9 protein-coding genes are annotated in these 17,161 nt (G+C 63.6%); 5 read left to right on the top strand and 4 right to left on the bottom strand.

Going from position 1 to position 17,161, the window contains the following annotated elements; all coding sequences use genetic code 11:
* Positions 1-474 precede the first annotated feature (474 nt).
* Positions 475-2,715 (top strand): NADP-dependent isocitrate dehydrogenase, encoded by a 2,241-nt coding sequence (locus A985_RS0102280; protein WP_017231810.1) that lies wholly within the window; start codon positions 475-477, stop codon positions 2,713-2,715.
* Between the two features lie 121 nt (positions 2,716-2,836).
* Here A985_RS0102280 and A985_RS0102275 read toward each other — a convergent pair whose 3' ends face one another.
* Positions 2,837-3,487: a TetR/AcrR family transcriptional regulator gene (locus A985_RS0102275; RefSeq protein ID WP_051060051.1), complete on the bottom strand. Its 651-nt coding sequence runs from the start codon at positions 3,485-3,487 to the stop codon at positions 2,837-2,839.
* Positions 3,488-3,644: 157 nt separating this feature from the next.
* Between A985_RS0102275 and A985_RS0102270 the strand changes: the two genes are divergently transcribed.
* The 3 genes from A985_RS0102270 to A985_RS0102260 all read left to right on the top strand — a co-directional run bounded on the left by A985_RS0102270 (position 3,645) and on the right by A985_RS0102260 (position 8,026).
* Positions 3,645-4,484 (top strand): metal-dependent hydrolase, encoded by an 840-nt coding sequence (locus tag A985_RS0102270; RefSeq protein ID WP_017231808.1) that lies wholly within the window; start codon positions 3,645-3,647, stop codon positions 4,482-4,484.
* A 1,117-nt stretch (positions 4,485-5,601) separates the two neighbouring features.
* Complete coding sequence (locus A985_RS0102265) at positions 5,602-6,642, top strand: porin (RefSeq protein WP_017231807.1); 1,041 nt, start codon at positions 5,602-5,604, stop codon at positions 6,640-6,642.
* Positions 6,643-6,733: 91 nt separating this feature from the next.
* Entirely contained in the window at positions 6,734-8,026 is a 1,293-nt protein-coding gene (locus tag A985_RS0102260; protein ID WP_017231806.1) for an NCS2 family permease, read from the top strand.
* Positions 8,027-8,098: 72 nt separating this feature from the next.
* Here A985_RS0102260 and A985_RS0102255 read toward each other — a convergent pair whose 3' ends face one another.
* Positions 8,099-8,824: a GNAT family N-acetyltransferase gene (locus A985_RS0102255; protein WP_026131568.1), complete on the bottom strand. Its 726-nt coding sequence runs from the start codon at positions 8,822-8,824 to the stop codon at positions 8,099-8,101.
* Positions 8,825-8,920: 96 nt separating this feature from the next.
* Between A985_RS0102255 and A985_RS0102250 the strand changes: the two genes are divergently transcribed.
* The gene (locus A985_RS0102250; protein ID WP_083902163.1) at positions 8,921-10,558 is read left to right on the top strand and encodes a PLP-dependent aminotransferase family protein; all 1,638 of its coding nucleotides are present in this window, start codon (positions 8,921-8,923) and stop codon (positions 10,556-10,558) included.
* A gap of 15 nt (positions 10,559-10,573) precedes the next feature.
* On the opposite strand, the gene A985_RS0102245 is transcribed toward A985_RS0102250, so the two are convergent.
* Positions 10,574-11,794, bottom strand: a complete 1,221-nt coding sequence (locus tag A985_RS0102245; protein ID WP_017231803.1) for an MFS transporter — start codon at positions 11,792-11,794, stop codon at positions 10,574-10,576.
* Between the two features lie 236 nt (positions 11,795-12,030).
* The gene (locus tag A985_RS0102240) at positions 12,031-17,091 is read right to left on the bottom strand and encodes an NAD-glutamate dehydrogenase (protein WP_026131566.1); all 5,061 of its coding nucleotides are present in this window, start codon (positions 17,089-17,091) and stop codon (positions 12,031-12,033) included.
* Between the last annotated feature and the right edge of the window lie 70 nt (positions 17,092-17,161).

Raw genomic sequence — 17,161 nt, 5'->3', positions numbered from 1 at the left:
AACCGCGTCCGCCCTTCCCCCCGCATATTTCAGACTTGGACGCGCGTAGTTCATGGACTTGTCGCATGGGCATGTCTCCAGCCACGAAAGGCTGAGGCCCTCGTTCTCTCGGGGAAATGCGAATAACCGGCACGCACGCCTCACGGAATCTCGCGCTACCGAGTCCATGCCGCACTCATTTTCAATAGATTTTACCTATTGAAAATGAAGAACAATCTGAATTAATCGCTTTTCCGCTCGCTTCATGACCCAGGCTTCGGTGAGCCGTGCCCCGTCCTACGGGGTTTTCCACGACATCATGGGCGCTTCAGTGCCAGTCTTATATAAGACTAAAGCATTCACATTACGAAAAGGCATTTCAGTTTTGCCCCCGACCCGTGTCACAATCGGAAAAATTCGTCATGGCTAGCTGACTGTTACCCCAGTCGGCAGCGCTCCCCCACCGTTCCCTGCTTCTTGAATCCGAGACCAGCGATGAGTACGCAGCAACCCAGCATCATCTACACCCTGACCGACGAAGCACCGCTTCTGGCCACCAGCGCTTTCCTCCCGATCATTCGTACGTTCACGGCACCGGCGGGCGTGTCGGTCGAGACGAGCGACATCTCGGTCGCGGCTCGTATCCTCGGAGAATTCCCCGAATTTCTGACGGACGACCAGCGCGTGCCGGATAACCTCGCCGAGCTGGGCCGTCTGACGCAAGACCCTGATACGAACATCATCAAGCTGCCGAACATCAGCGCGTCGGTGTTCCAGCTCCAGAGCGCGATCAAGGAACTGCAATCGAAGGGCTACAAGGTGCCGGACTTTCCGGAAGACCCGAAGTCCGACGAAGAGAAAGCCATCCAGAAGCGTTACTCGAAGTGCCTCGGTTCGGCCGTCAACCCGGTGCTGCGCGAAGGCAACTCGGATCGTCGCGCCCCGCTCGCCGTCAAGAACTACGCCAAGAAGCACCCCCACAGCATGGGCGAGTGGAGCATGGCTTCGCGCACGCACGTGGCGCACATGAAGCATGGCGACTTCTACCACGGCGAAAAGTCGATGACGCTCGACCGCGCCCGTGACGTCAAGATGGAACTCGTCACCAAGAGCGGCAAGACGATCGTGCTCAAGCCGAAGGTCGCGCTGCTCGACGGCGAAATCATCGACAGCATGTTCATGAGCAAGAAGGCGCTGTGCGACTTCTATGAAGAGCAGATGGAAGACGCGCGCAAGACCGGCGTGATGCTCTCGCTGCACGTGAAGGCCACCATGATGAAGGTCTCGCACCCGATCGTGTTCGGCCACGCCGTGAAGATCTTCTACAAGGAAGCTTTCGAAAAGCACGGCAAGCTGTTCGACGAACTGGGCGTGAACGTCAACAACGGCCTCGTGAATCTGTACGAGAAGATCGAATCGCTGCCTAGCACGCAGCGTGAAGAGATCATCCGCGACCTGCATGCTTGCCACGAGCATCGCCCGGAACTGGCGATGGTCGACTCCGCCAAGGGTATTTCGAATCTGCACGCGCCGAACGACGTGATCGTCGACGCCTCGATGCCGGCCATGATCCGTATCGGCGGCAAGATGTGGGGTGCCGACGGCCGTCCGAAGGACACGAAGGCCGTGATCCCGGAGAGCACGTTCGCGCGCATCTATCAGGAAATCATCAACTTCTGCAAGACCAACGGCAACTTCGACCCGACTACCATGGGTACGGTGCCGAACGTCGGCCTGATGGCTCAGAAAGCGGAAGAGTACGGCTCACACGACAAGACCTTCGAAATCGCCGAAGACGGCGTGGCGAACATCGTCGACATCGCCACGGGCGAAGTGCTGCTCTCGCAGAACGTGGAAGCCGGCGACATCTGGCGTATGTGCCAGGTCAAGGACGCGCCGATCCGTGACTGGGTGAAGCTCGCCGTGAACCGCGTGCGCAATTCGGGCATGCCGGCCGTGTTCTGGCTCGACCCGTACCGCCCGCACGAAGCCGAGCTGATCAAGAAGGTTGAAACGTACCTGAAGGATTACGACACCAACGGTCTCGACATCCAGATCATGTCGCAAGTGCGCGCCATGCGTTACACGCTCGAGCGCGTGATTCGCGGTCTGGACACCATCTCGGTGACCGGCAACATTCTGCGCGACTACCTGACCGACCTGTTCCCGATCATGGAACTGGGCACCAGCGCCAAGATGCTGTCGATCGTGCCGCTGATGGCCGGTGGCGGCATGTACGAAACGGGTGCCGGCGGCTCGGCACCTAAGCACGTCAAGCAACTGGTGGAAGAGAACCACTTGCGCTGGGACTCGCTGGGTGAATTCCTGGCACTGGCAGTCTCGCTGGAAGACCTGGGCATCAAGACGGGCAACCAGCGCGCCAAGATCCTCGCCAAGACGCTCGATGCTGCCACCGGCAAGCTGCTCGACAACAGCAAGGGTCCGTCGCCGAAGACCGGCCAGCTGGACAACCGCGGCAGCCAGTTCTATCTGGCGATGTACTGGGCGCAGGAATTGGCCGAGCAGAAGGACGACGCCGATCTGGCCAAGCACTTCGTATCGCTCGCCAAGCAACTGACCGAGAACGAGAAGGCCATCGTGGGCGAATTCGCCGACGTGCAGGGTAAGCCGGCGGATATCGGCGGCTACTACAAGCCGGACTTCGAGAAGCTCGAGCAGGTCATGCGTCCGAGCAAGACGTTCAACGCTGCATTGGAAAGCGTCGCGAAGGCGTAATGAAGAAGTAACGTCCGGGCCGAACGACGGGCGATCATCAAGGATCGCCCGGTAGTCCCCACAAAAAAGCTGGCAGATGCCAGCTTTTTTGTTGCCTTCTTCAACACGGGCACCCGTAGCCTTAGCCGTCCGCGCGCAACAGCCCCCAGCACAACCGGTAAAGCTCGTCCTCGAACTCGGGAGTGCCAAGCAAGGGGGAGTCTTCGAGCGCGGCCGAGCGCAGCGTGCCCATGACGGCCCGCGTGAGCACGAAGACGGTGGCGGCGGTGGGTGGACGCATTTCGGGCGCGTCGCGCCGCGACATGGCGACAGCGATATGTTCGGCCGCCTCGCGCATGGCTTGCATGATGTTCTCGTGGTGATCGAGTTGCCACGCCATCTTGATGAGCGAGCGTTTCACACGCCCGCCTGCGCCGAAGGCTTCGATGAGCACCCGCAGCCGCTCGCGAATCACGCGTTCCGGGTCGGCCCCCTCGTCCGCCGCTCGGGCGATGCGCTCGTTGAGTTCGTCCATCACCCGACGCCGTTCGCGCGCGATCATCGCGAGCAGAATCGCCTCCTTGGTCGGGAAGTACTGGTACAGGGTACCGATGGAGAAGCCTGCCTTGCGGGCGATGCGATTGGTTGTGAGCGCCGCCTCGCCTTCTTCGTCGAGAACCTGAGCAGTGGCCTCGAAAATGGTCTCGACGGTGTGTTGCGCCCGTGCCTGCATCGGCCGCTTTCGCATGGCGGACGGGGCGTTCTGGGTCGCGGGCGGCTTGGGTGTGGCCATGTTGAAAAACCTGAGCGGGAAGCGAGTTGCGGCAAAGCGCCTGAAAAATGAATAATGCTCACATTCGCCGCAAAACTCAAGAGACCGCAACGGAACGCGCTTGCCGCGCCGCGTCGGCGCTGCGAATCCCTCAACATCGCCGCAGAGGCAAGACACCATGAGCCACGACATTTCTGCCCTGACCGTACGCAAACTGACTGTCGATCTGGCCGATGGCTTCGCGCGTCATTGGCACAGCGGCGATGCCTATCGCACCATGTATTACAACGCGCTGTCGATGAGCTTCCCGGTGGGCGAGCAATCGTTCATCGACTCGGTGCGCGACACGATGGATCGCCTGCCCGCCGATGCGAGCTACGACACGCTTCGGGCAGACATCGCCCAGTTCATCGGACAGGAAGCGACGCATCGGCACCTGCATGGTCAGTACAACGCACAATTGGCGAAGCAGGGACTGGTCAATCACTGGGAGAACTGGGCGACGACACGCATTCAGTGGGCGCGCCGCCGCAAGCTCTCGCCAATGTACATGCTGGCCGTGACGGCCGCCTACGAGCACTGCACGGCGGTATTCGGCGACGGGGCCCTTCGCTACGACCGTTGGCTCGCGAAGGCCGAACCGAAGATGCGCCTGATGTGGCGCTGGCACGCGGCCGAGGAAACGGAGCACAAGGCTGTAGCGTTCGATCTCTATCGCGCACTCGGCGGCAGCGAACGGCAACGCGTTCTCACGTATCTCTACGTGCTGTTCATGTTCGCAGTAGAGAGCCACGCGCAGACGATCAATAACCTCTGGCATGACGGCACCCTCTTCAAGCCCCGCACGTGGTGGGGTTTCATCACGATGTTCTTCGGGCGCGATGGGGTCGTCTGGCGTAGCACCGGGCCAATGCTCAAGTACCTCGCGCCTTCGTTTCATCCGAACCGGCACGGCGATCCTTCGCTCGCCGAAAAGTGGCTGACGGCGCATCAGGCCAATTGGCGGGCGGTTCGCTGATTTTTGCTCGACGCTTTGTTCGTGCTGCTTGGCGCTTGACCCTCGCCTCCCTCTGCGGTCGGCCGCCGGGCCGGTGCCCGTTTTCGTCGCTCCACGAAATTCGCTTTGGAAAACGGGCACCGGCCCGACAGCTCGAAACGCACCCACACATCGTCGCCCCCTCCCCCACGCCCCCACCTCACCGCATTCCCCCACCTCGTCGTCACGATGACACCGTCTTCTCATGCGCCCAGGCTCTCGCCGACCGTCCCCACGTGCTACGCATCTGCTGGTGACGATCGTCGAGAGCCTCGCCATCCCCCAAGCACTTCCCTATGCCCGGTTTCGTGACTTCTTCGCGAAATGTTTCACGCGCCATCTGGACGCATCCGGAGCACTTCGCCACGCCCGCATCGTGATGTCTTCGTCGTGAGTTTTTTCTCGCCCTGAGTAGGCTCACTCTGAAACACTTGGCCACGCCAGGTACCGTGATGTCGTCGCCGCGCGCTGTTTCTCTCCCTGATTAGGCCCGCGCCGAAACACTTGATCGCACCGGGTATTGCGATGTTGTCGCGAATTGATGCATGGGCTGGTTGGACGCATGGTGTTGCAGCGTTGTCGGTAGCCACGGCCGTTGTGGACTGGGCGAGGCGAGGGACTGATGGGATGTCGAGGGTCTCGCCGACCGTCACCAGCAGATGCGCAGCACGTGGGGACGGTCGGCGAGAGCCTGCGCGCATGAAGCGGCAGTGTCGTCGTGACGGTGGGGGTGGTGATGGTGGCGGGGTGGGTAGATGGGAAGGTTGCGACGATGGATTGGCGTGTTTCGAGTCGTCGGGCCGGTACCCGTTTTCCAAAGCGAATTTCGTGGAGAGACGAAAACGGGTACCGGCCCGGCGGCCGACCGCAGAGGGATGCGAGAGTCAAGCGTCACCCCAACAACGGAATACCGAGTATCAACGCCGAGTGATATGCCACAAGCGGCATCTTGATAATAATAATCACACCTCAAAGCAGCACCGATACCCGCGCAACGTGAAGTCAGTGTGTCAATGACTCAGGCGTGCCCCCTTGCACCCTTCGGTGAGAAGCGAAGTTCAGAGGCACGCATAAATCAAAACGAGACGGAGACACAGTCATGAGCAAGGCAGCAGGTTGGCTGCGGGGCGCGCTTGCCCTCGCGGTTTGCGGAGCCGCGGGCGTCGCCCACGCGCAATCGAACGTATCGCTTTACGGTCAGGTCGACGCCTGGGCCGGCGCGGTCAAAACGCCCGGCGGCGAACGCGCCTGGACGCAGGCTGGCGGCGGAATGTCCACGTCGTACTGGGGGATGAAGGGCACGGAAGATCTCGGCGACGGTCTCAAGGCGATCTTTGCGCTGGAGGACTTCTTCCTGCCGCAAACCGGACATTACGGACGCTTCACCGGCGACAGCTTCTTCTCCCGGAATGCCTACGTCGGCCTACAGTCGAATACGCTCGGTACGGTCACGATGGGCCGACTTACCACGTCGTATTTCGTCTCGACGATTCTGTTCAACCCCTTCGTTGACTCGTATACGTTCAGCCCGATGGTCTATCACACGTTCCTCGGCCTCGCCGGCCAAGGCATCGTCGGTGATTCGGGATGGAACAACGCCGTGATGTACGCCACGCCGGATTACAAGGGGCTCGGGGCCAGCGTGTCTTATGCCTTCGGCAACAAAGCCGGCGAGACCGGGCAGAACAAGTGGAGCGCCGCCGCGATGTATTTTCACGGCCCGCTCGCCGCCACGCTCGCGTATCAGCAAGTGAAGTTCGATTCGACGCCCGACGATCAGGCCGGCATCACCGGCTTTCGCAATCAGCAAGCGCTCCAGGCTGGCCTGACTTACGATTTTCACGTCGTCAAATTCTACGGGCAATATCAGTACATCAAGAACACGATCACCGGGGGCAATCAGACGTCGAACGGCGCTCAGTTCGGGGTGTCGGTGCCGCTCGGCGCAGGCAGCGCGATCGCGTCGTACGCCTATACGAAAAATTCTGGCCAGAACGACGTCAGTCGAAATACCTGGGCCGTCGGTTATGACTACAACGTCTCGAAGCGCACCGATCTTTATGTGGCCTACCTGAACGACAAGGTATCCGGGCTGGAGGCCGGGAATACTTTTGGGCTGGGCATGCGAACCAAGTTCTGAGAAACTCCGCTGCACGGACTCGCGCACAGTACAATGCGCGCGCCCCCGCTGCACACGGACAACGGCATAACAAAGGCACAAGGAGAGCACGTTGCTGACAAAATTCTTCAAACTCCAGGAGCATGGCTCCAACGTACGCACCGAAATGGTGGCAGGTCTCACGACCTTCCTGACCATGTCGTACATCATCTTCGTCAACCCCAATATTCTCGGCACAACGGGCATGGACAAGAGCGCCGTGTTCGTGGCGACCTGTCTCGCAGCCGCGATCGGCTCGGTGGTAATGGCCTTCATCGCCAACTACCCGATCGGTATGGCGCCGGGCATGGGGCTGAACGCCTTCTTCGCCTTCACGGTCGTGGGCGCGATGGGCTACTCGTGGCAGCAAGCCCTGGGGGCAGTGTTCATCTCAGGCTGTTTGTTCATCATTCTGACGGTGACGGGCATACGCTCCTGGCTGATTGCCGGGGTACCCAAATCGTTGCGATGCGCCATCGCCGCCGGTATCGGTCTCTTCCTCGCCATCATCGCGCTCGGTAACGCCGGCGTGGTCGTCGCCAATCCGGCAACGAAGATCGGCCTGGGCGATCTCCACGCCCCGCAAGCCCTGCTCGCGATTTTCGGCTTCTTCCTGATTGCCGTGCTCGACGCCCTGCGCGTTCGCGGCGCGATCCTGATCGGTATTCTGGCCGTGACGGTGCTCTCGATGGTGTTGGGACTGAATCAGTTCCAGGGCGTTTTCGCCATGCCGCCGAGCCTCGCCCCGACGTTCCTCAAACTCGACATCCCGGGCGCATTGCATGCAGGCTTCGTTCACGTCATTCTGGCCTTCGTGCTGGTGGAAGTGTTTGACGCAACGGGCACGCTGATGGGCGTGGCAAAGCGAGCCGGCCTGCTCGAAGGTACGCACTACAAGGGCCTCGGCCGCGCGCTCTTCGCCGATTCGATTGCGATTTTCTTCGGTTCGCTGTTGGGCACGAGCAGCACGACGGCCTACGTGGAAAGCGCCTCGGGTGTGCAGGCGGGCGGACGCACCGGCCTCACCGCGCTCACGATTGCCGCGCTCTTCATCCTCGCCCTGTTCATTGCGCCGCTGGCCGGTTCGGTGCCCGCCTACGCGGCCGCACCGGCATTGCTCTATGTGGCCGGGTTGATGCTGCGCGAGCTGCTCGACGTGGAGTGGGACGACATCACGGAAGCCACCCCGGCCGCCCTGACCGCCCTCGCCATGCCGTTCACGTATTCGATCGCCACCGGTCTGGCATTCGGCTTCATCTCGTACGCCGTGCTCAAGCTCTTCACGGGCCGCGCGAAGGATGTCCACCCGGCCGCCTGGGTGATCGCCGTGCTCTTCGTACTGAAGTACGTGTTCTTCCCGAGCTGATCGAGACGATGTCCCGATAGCGTGACGGCCCGCCGGAGCATCCCCGGCGGGCCGTTTGTTTCTACCCGAGGCTCACGCCCTCGCCGCCGAAATCAATTCGGCTAGCCCCGTGCGCTGGCGGCCCTGTGCGTCAAAGTTCTCCAGCGAAAGCCATTGTTCGAACCCCCGACTGATGGCCGGCCATTCGCCATCCGTGATCGAGAACCACGCCGTGTCGCGACTACGACCCCGGTAGACGATCGCCTGACGGAATATGCCCTCGAACGTGAACCCGTAACGTGCCGCCGCCCGCCGCGACGGGGCATTGAGCGCGTCGCATTTCCACTCATATCGGCGATACCCCAATTCGTCGAACGCCCGACGCATCAGCAAGTATTGCGCCTCCGTGCCAGCACGCGTGCGCTTGAGCAACGGCGAGTACGCCACGTGCCCGACTTCAATCACGCCGTTCACCGCGTCGATGCGCATGAGCGCCAATGTCCCCACCGCCCGCCCCGTCTCCCGATCGATGATCGCGTAATGCAACGGGTCGCTGGACGCCGCCATCCTGGTCGCGTACGCGTAGTAGCTGTCGAAATCCGGAAACGGCCCCCCACTCATGTATGTCCAGTCGCGACCGTCCGCGGCGCTGGCATACGCCTCGTACAGGTCCTTCGCGTGACGCTCCACGTCGATCGGCTCGATCCGGCAGTAACGCCCATCGATCGGCGCACGCGGCGGCTGCGCTCTCGACTTCCAGTCCGGCAGCGCTGCACCGATCGGCTGGGCGTATTCGTTGAAATTCGGGGCGTCAGTCATCTCGCTCATCTCCGGAAGTTGGCGCAACACGCAAGTCATGACGTCTAAAGTATCGCCTCAGTGGTACGATGAAAAGCACCACTCTTTGAGAATCTCATGGTGCCACACGCTCACTCCACCGCTCGACAAGCCAGACCGGCGCCCCGTCCCGGCACTCCCGATCCTGCTCCGGAGAACGTCGCCGCACTATTCGACAGCCCCCTGACGACCGGCTCCGGGCGCGCTGGCACCTCGCTTCAGAAACAACTCCTCTCCCGCCTCAAACACGCCATTCTCGAAGGTCGTTTGCCCGCCGGCGCCCGTCTGCCCGCCTCGCGCACGCTCGCCGAAGATCTCGCCATTTCACGCAACACGGTCTCGATCGTCTACGACCAACTGGCCGCCGAAGGCTTTATCGTGCCCCACCGGCTCGGTACCCGCGTCGCCCAACTCACTCTCGATCCCCACTTCGCCGCCAAAGCCGCACGTACCGCCAGCGCCAGGACGCCGAAAGCCAATGACCCGGTGGCGACGCCCCCCAGCGCTCCCGACGGTCCCCCAACACCACTCGCCTCACGCCGCATCCAACGCTTGCCCGCGACGCGCCACGCCGCCCGCGCCGACGAGTCGCCCCTGCCGTTTACGCCGGGGGTTCCCGCACTCACCCACTTTCCCACCAGTACCTGGCGACGCACGCTCGAACGCGTCATGCGTGAAGCCCAACCCCGCCACTATCACTACGGCGATCCCCTCGGCGAACCCGCGCTGCGAGACGCCATTGCCGCACACTTGCGGATCTCGCGCGGCGTGCGTTGCGATGCGTCGCAAGTCGTGATCACGGAAGGCGCCCACGAGGCGCTGATTCTCTGCGTCCGCCTGCTCACGGATCCCGGCGATACGGTGTGGATGGAAGACCCAGGCTATCGCGGCGCGAAGGCCGCTTTCCATTCGGCCGATGTTCGCCTTCACGCGCTGCGCGTCGACGATGAGGGGGTCGTGATTCCGGAAGGACAGTGGGAACGCTCGCCGCCACGACTGGTGTATGTCACACCATCACATCAGTATCCGCTCGGCAGCGTGCTGTCGGCCTCGCGCCGCCTCGATCTGATCGCGCAGGCACGGCGTCACGGCGCCTGGATTCTGGAAGATGATTACGACAGCGAGTTTCGCCATCAAGGCGAACCAATCGCCGCGATGCAGGGGATGGTGGCCAACGCCCCCGTTGTCTATGTGGGGACGTTCAGCAAGACGATGTTTCCCGCGCTGCGCCTGGGCTTTCTGATTCTGCCGACCACGCTCGCCGCACAAGCCCGCGACGCCCTCGACGAACTCTTGCGCGGCGGGCACCGCTTCGAACAACTGGCACTGGCGGAATTCATCCGCAGCGGCCAGTTTGCACGGCATCTGGGTCGCATGCGACGGCTGTATCGGGAACGTCAGACGGCTTTGCGCAACGCGCTGGCCACCCACTTCGACCCGGCGTATGCGGTGATTGGCGAGCGCTGCGGCCTGCACCTGACGGTGCGGCTCGATCCCGCATTCCCGGACAAGGCGATCGTGGCCGCCGCGCAGCGCGAAGGCATCGGCCCCCGCGCCCTGTCGAGCTTTGCACTCGACCCACACCCCACGGATAACGGTCTGGTGATCGGCTACGGCGATACGGACGCGGCACGCATCCCCGGCCTGATCCAGCGGCTCGCCGCGATTGTCGCGGCGCAGCAGCGGGCGACGTTGGAGACGGTGGCGACCGACTGACCCCGCCGCCAGCGATTACGCCGTCTGTACGGCTTTCTTGTCGGCGTCGCGCGCCTGCTCGGCTCGCGCCATCCATAGCGTGAGCAAGACGGCCGCCACCGCAGCCACTGATGCACACAGGTAGACCTCGGCGTAGCCGTATGCCCCGACGATCAGGCCTGCCACGGGTCCGGTCACACCGAGCGCAACATCGAGGAAGACGGAGTACGCCCCCAGTGCCGCTCCCCGGTTCTGTGCCGGAACCAGATTGACGGCCGCCACGCCCAGCGACGGGAACACGAGCGAGAACCCCGCGCCCGAGAGCGCCGCACCGAGCAACGCCGTGAATCCCGTGGGCGCGATCCCGAGCACGATCAGGCCGAACGCCTCGAGCGTGAATGACATCATGGCCACACGGTAGCCGCCGAAGCGCCCGATGCTGCTGCCGAAGAGCAGTCGTACGCCCATGAAGCACACGCCGAACGCGGTCAACGCCAGTGCAGCGTTGTCCCAGTGATGGCTTGCGTAGTAAAGCGTGATGAACGTGGAGATGGCACCAAAACCGATGGAGCCCAGCGCAAGCCCCATGCCGAACGGCAACACGCGACCGAGCACGGCGCGGAATGCGAGACGTTCTCCATGGATAACCGGCGTCGCACGCTTCATGCGCGCGAGCAGCAGGCCAGCGACGCCCGCCAGCGCGATCGCCGCGCCAAGTACTTGGATGCCATACGCATTGTCGAGTGCAACGCCAAGCGGCGCGCCCAGCGCAAGCGCGCCGTAGGTTGCCACGCCGTTCCATGAGATGACGCGTGCAGTGTGCGACGGACCCACCTGGCCGATGCCCCACATGATCGCGCCCGTCGACACCCAGCTCTCACCAAAGCCAAGCACAAGACGTCCAAGGATCAGCGTGAGGAGCGCCAACCATGGCACGCCGGAAAACACACCGCCCAAGGCCACGAGCAACCCGGAGGCACCGCAAGCCACCAGTCCGCACAACACGGTGCGTTTCGGGCCCCAGGCGTCGGCAGTCCGCCCGGCGTAAGGACGCGAGAGCAGCGTCGCAAGGTACTGAACGCTGATGGCCAAGCCGGCAATGACCGAACTGTATGCGAGATCGACATGCACGAACGACGGCAACACCGCGAGCGGCAATCCGATCGTCAGATAGCAGAGGAACGTGAAGAACACGGTGGAGACGATCTGCAGCGTCGTGGCGAACGGTGGGTTCGCAGGGCGGGTGTCGTTGGGCATTGCGCAGGAGTTCAGGAATCGACGAAACCCCAGGACGCGCCACCCCGCGCGACGGGCAAGCATCCGCGCAGGTCAACTCAATCCTAGGGTTTTCCCGGATCATACGCGGTTTCGTGACTTTTGTGTAAACGCTTAAAAATGCCCCCGCGACGGCTTTCGACGACAGCCCGTCGCGTATCCGCCAGCCGCGGCGCGGACGGCCCCCACGGCGCTCGGGGGCGACCGTCCTGCTCGGCTCAGCGGTCGACTTCCGCCAACGCTTTCAGGCTCACCGACAACATGGCCAGGTCGGCGTTACCGGCCGCGACCTGGTCGGCCAGCACACGGTGGTAGCGCGCGAGCGCGTCTGCATGCAACGTCTCCCAGTGGGCGACGCGCTTGCCCGCCGGGCTTGGGTCGGCTGGCTCGCCGGCATGCACTGGATCAAGCACCGCCTCGCCGCCCGCCAGCACGCTCGCCGTCAGGCGTCGCCGCAATACCGACAATTCTTCGAGCAAGGTGGCCCGCGCGAGGCGCTGCCAGTGCGTCTGCATCGGCAGGCCGAGCACCCCCGCCTGGAGCCAAGCGTAGCCAAGCGGTGCGTCGAGGGCGAAATACACCTGCGCGGCCAGCGACGGTTCGCACCCGCTGCTGCTCGCCACTTCGGCGATGTCGAGCAACGCCACCCGCGCGCCGACGCCCGCGGCCGTTTGTGCAAGCAACGGCGGCACGCCCGCATCGATCATGGTCTGGCATCTGGCCCGCGCGTCATCGGCGGCCGCGCCGCTGACCAGGGTGTCCAGTGTCGGCAGGATGGGCGTGAGCACAGCGCGCAGACGCTCGAGCGTCTGCGGCACGTCGGCCACACGCCGCCGCAAGAACCATAGGGTGGCGTGTTCGTGCCACTGCGCAATCGCGGCAAAGAGCGAGGCCTGCGTTTCGTGCGAGACGCGCGCGTCAAGCGCATCGATCTCGCCCCACAACGTGTCGAGGTCGTAGGCCCCCCGTGCCGCCAGACTGGCCCGCACGACGTCGGCCGGCTCAGCGCCCGTTTCCTCGCTGAGTCGATGCACGAACGTGACCCCCGCCCGGTTGACGAGCGCATTGGCCTGCATCGTCGCGAGAATTTCCCGCTTGAGTGGATGACGCAACATCGCCGCGCCGCATCGGCTCGCGAGCGGCTTGGGAAAGTACGACGGCAATTCGTCGGCAACGAAATCGGCGTCGGGCAGATCGCTTGCCAGCAGCAGGTCGTAGAGCCACATCTTGCTGTAGGCCATGAGGACCGCGCGTTCGGGGGAGGTCAGCCCCGCGCCGGACGCACGCCGCGCGTCAAGTGTTTCGTCGTCGGGCAGGAACTCGATGGTGCGCGAGAGCCGCTGTGCGCGCTCCAGGTACCGCATGAAGCGCGTCTCGTCGTCGAGCGACGCCACCGCTCGCAACCGGCCCAGTGAGAGCGCCTGCGTCTGCAAATAGTTGTCGCGCAACACAAGAATGCCGACTTCCTCGGTCATCTCCGCGAGCAACGTGTTGCGCTGCTTCAGTGTCATCTCGCCGTCCGTCACCACCAGGCCCAGAAGAATCTTGATGTTGACCTCGTGATCGGAACAATCGACACCGGCCGAATTGTCGATGGCATCGGTATTGATGCGACCGCCATGCTGCGCGTACTCGATGCGCCCGAGCTGCGTCAGCCCAAGGTTGCCGCCCTCGGCCACGACCTTGCAACGCAATTCCGCGCCATTCACGCGCAAGCCGTCGTTGGCACGATCGCCCACCTGCGCATGCGTCTCGGTGCTCGCTTTGACGTACGTGCCAATGCCGCCGTTGTACAGCAGATCGACCGGCGCTTTCAACAACGCCCGCAACAGGTCGTTCGGCGCCATCTCCGTGGCCTCGGTGCCGATCAGTTCCCTCACCGGCGCAGAGAGCACAATGGCTTTGGCCGTGCGCGGGAACACGCCGCCGCCCGCCGAAATCAACCGTGTGTCGTAGTCGGCCCAGCTGGAACGCGGCAGTTGGAACAGGCGCTCGCGCTCGGCAAACGACGTTGCAGCATCGGGCGTGGGGTCGAGGAAGATGTGCCGATGGTCGAACGCGGCCACCAGCCGGATGTGTTTCGAGAGCAACATGCCGTTGCCGAAGACATCGCCCGACATATCGCCGATACCCACCACGGTGAAGTCCTGCGTCTGGGTGTCGACGCCCATCTCGCTGAAATGCCGCTTGACGGACTCCCACGCGCCGCGCGCCGTGATGGCCATCTTCTTGTGGTCGTAGCCGACCGAGCCGCCGGACGCAAAGGCATCGCCGAGCCAGAATCCGTACTCCGCCGAAATGGCGTTGGCGTAATCGGAAAAAGTCGCCGTCCCTTTGTCGGCTGCGACGACGAGATACGGATCGTCGCCGTCGATACGCACGGTCTGCGACGGGGGCACCAGTTGACCGTCGACGTAGTTGTCGGTCAGATCCAGCAGCCCGCGCAGGAATGTCTGGTAGCACGCCACCCCCTCGGCCAGATAGGCATCCCGGTCGCCTGGCGATGGCGGTTGCTTCACCACGAACCCGCCCTTCGAGCCGACCGGCACGATGACGGTGTTTTTCACCATCTGCGCCTTGACGAGACCCAGCACCTCGGTGCGGAAGTCTTCGCGGCGATCCGACCAGCGCAAGCCACCCCGCGCCACACGCCCTCCTCGCAAATGCACGCCCTCCACGCGCGGCGAATACACCCATATCTCGAACATCGGCTTCGGCTCGGGCAGACCCGGCACTTTCGACGGATCGAACTTGAACGACAGATAGCGCTTCTGCGTCACGCCGTCCTTGCCCGTCTGGAAGTAATTGGTGCGCAAGGTCGCTTCGAGCACGCCAAGGAACTGACGCAGGATGCGATCTTCGTCGAGGTTGGGAACGTCTTCGAGCGCCGCGTGAATTTGCGCCCGTAGCCGCTCCGCCTGCGATGCGCGAGCCGGCGCCGCCAGCCCCGGATCGAAGCGGGCCAGGAACAACCGCACGAGCATGCCCGAAATCGACGGATTTCCGGTCAGCGCATTCTCGATATACGCATTGCTGAAGGTCGACCCCACCTGGCGGATGTACTTCGCGTAGGCGCGCAAAATGCGGACTTCGCGCCACGTCAGTCCGGCGCGCAAGACCAGCCGGTTGAGGTCGTCGTTCTCGACGTCGCCCGCCCAGATGCGCGCGAACGCCTCCTCGAAGCGCAGGCGGGCATTCTCCAGGTCGACATCCGCGCCGTCGAGGCTGGTCATGCCGAAGTCGTGCATCCAGACAACGCCGGTGTCGGCCGGTTCGATCCGATAGGGGCGCTCGTCGTTGACGCGCACACCGAGGTGTTCGAGCATCGGCAGGCTGCGCGAGAGCGCGATGGGCTCGCCCGCCTGATAGATCTTGAAGCGCAGCGTGCCGGGCGCGGCCTCCAGCGGCCGGTAGAGCTGCATGGCCAGCGGCGTGGCGTCGGAAGCCTCGACCGGCACCGCGTGTCCGACGCTCAGCAGCGGCTCGATCAACTCGACGTCGCGCACCGCCATGCGCGCGGCGTAATCTTCTCGATACGCCGCGGGGAACGCCTGCGCGTACCGCCGCAGTGCGCGCGTGCCGCGCTCTTCGCCAAACTGCTCGCGCAGCGCGTCGGACAGATCGTCCTGCCACCGGCGGGTCGCCTCGACGATGCGCGCTTCCAGATCGTTGACATCGACATCCGGCACGTTGCCCGGCTCGGTCCGCACGGTGATGTGAATGCGCGCGAGCATCGACTCGGAGAGCTGCGGCGTGAATTCAACACTGGTCCCGTGATACGCCGCCTGCAACAAGTTCTGCACGCGGACGCGCAGATCGGTGTTGAATTTCTCGCGCGGCACGAAGACGAGGCACGATACAAAGCGATCGAAGCGGTCGCGCCGCACGAACAGGCGCGTGCGCTGGCGCTCCTGCAGTCGCAGAATGCCCAGCGCGATATTGGCCAGGGGATCGACGTCGATCTGAAAGAGTTCGTCGCGCGGATATTGTTCGAGGATCGTCGCGAGCGTCTTGGCCAGATGCCCGTTGGGCAGGAAGCCCGTGCGCCCGATCACTTCGGCGACCTTGCGTCGTACGAGCGGAATTTCGTCGGCGGGCACCATGTAGACGTTCGACGTGTAAAGCCCGAGGAAGCGCCGCTCACCGCACACGCGCCCCTGCGCATCGAAGCATTTGACGCCTACGTAATCGAGATAGCCGGGACGATGGACGCTCGCCCGCGAATTGGCCTTGGTCAAAAAGATCGGCGTACTCGTCTGGGCCACGCCAATGGCCCCGGGCGACAGGCGCGTCTCGTCGGGGGTGCTGGCATCGCGGCGGGCCTCGCGCAATACGCCAAGCCCCGTGCCCGCCACGCCTTGCAGGTAGTGCTCGCCGTCGCGCACGACCAGCGCGTAATCGCGATAACCGAGGAACGTGAAATGCCGGGCAAGCATCCAGTCGAGAAACGCCTGCGCTTCGTCAATCTCCACACGCTCCGGCGGGCTCACGCTCGTTTGTTCGGCCCGCTGCCGAAGGGACTCGATGGCCGCATGCGCGGCCGCCTGCATCGCGCGCCAGTCTTCGACCGCCGCGCGTACATCGCCAAGCACGCGCTGCAATCCGTCAGCCAGTGCCTGAATGCGGTCCGGCTCGGAAAAACGGTCGACTTCGATGTGGATATACGACTCGAAGCGGCCGCCGTCGGCGCTCGCATCGCCCGCCCGTTGCGCCGTCGCGCCCGACGCCAGCAGCGCCCCGACGTCGCCGCCGTTCACGCCGTTCGCCCCTTTAGTGCCGCTATCGCCGCCATCACCGTTATCGCCCGTCACTCGCTCGCCCGCGGACACCGGCTGCCCAAGGCCACCGCCCGGCGACACGGCGAGGCGCTTGCCCGCGCCGTCGCGCTTGATGCGATAGACCGGGTGAAACGCGGAGTGCAGTGCGAGCCCCTGCCGGTTGATCTCCATCGTCACCGAATCGACGAGAAACGGCATGTCGTCGTTGACGATCTCGACGACCGTATGGCTGCAATGCCAACCATGCTGATCGAGCGTGGGGTTGTAGATGCGGATGCGTGGCTCGCCGCTGACGAACTTCTGGCCGAGTTGCCAATGCGCCATCGCCGCGCCATACAGGTCGTCGACACTGCGCGAGACAACGTCCTCGGCATCGGCCAGACCGTAGTAATGCCGCACGAAGGGCTCGAACAGCGCGACCACGTCGGGCGCACGCTCACGGGCCATCGCGACGACTTCCGCCATATGCTGGCGGACTTTCTCTTCCGGATTCACAGGCATGGGCAACCTCTGCGGGAATGGACGAGACATCGACAAGCAAAGCCATGCTACGCCCGGCGGCCCCGGACTG

The organism is Pandoraea sp. B-6, from assembly GCF_000282835.1.
Lineage (GTDB): Bacteria > Pseudomonadota > Gammaproteobacteria > Burkholderiales > Burkholderiaceae > Pandoraea > Pandoraea cepalis.
The sequence above is the reverse complement of the archived record's forward strand: the minus strand, read 5'-3'. Positions and strand labels throughout refer to the sequence as shown.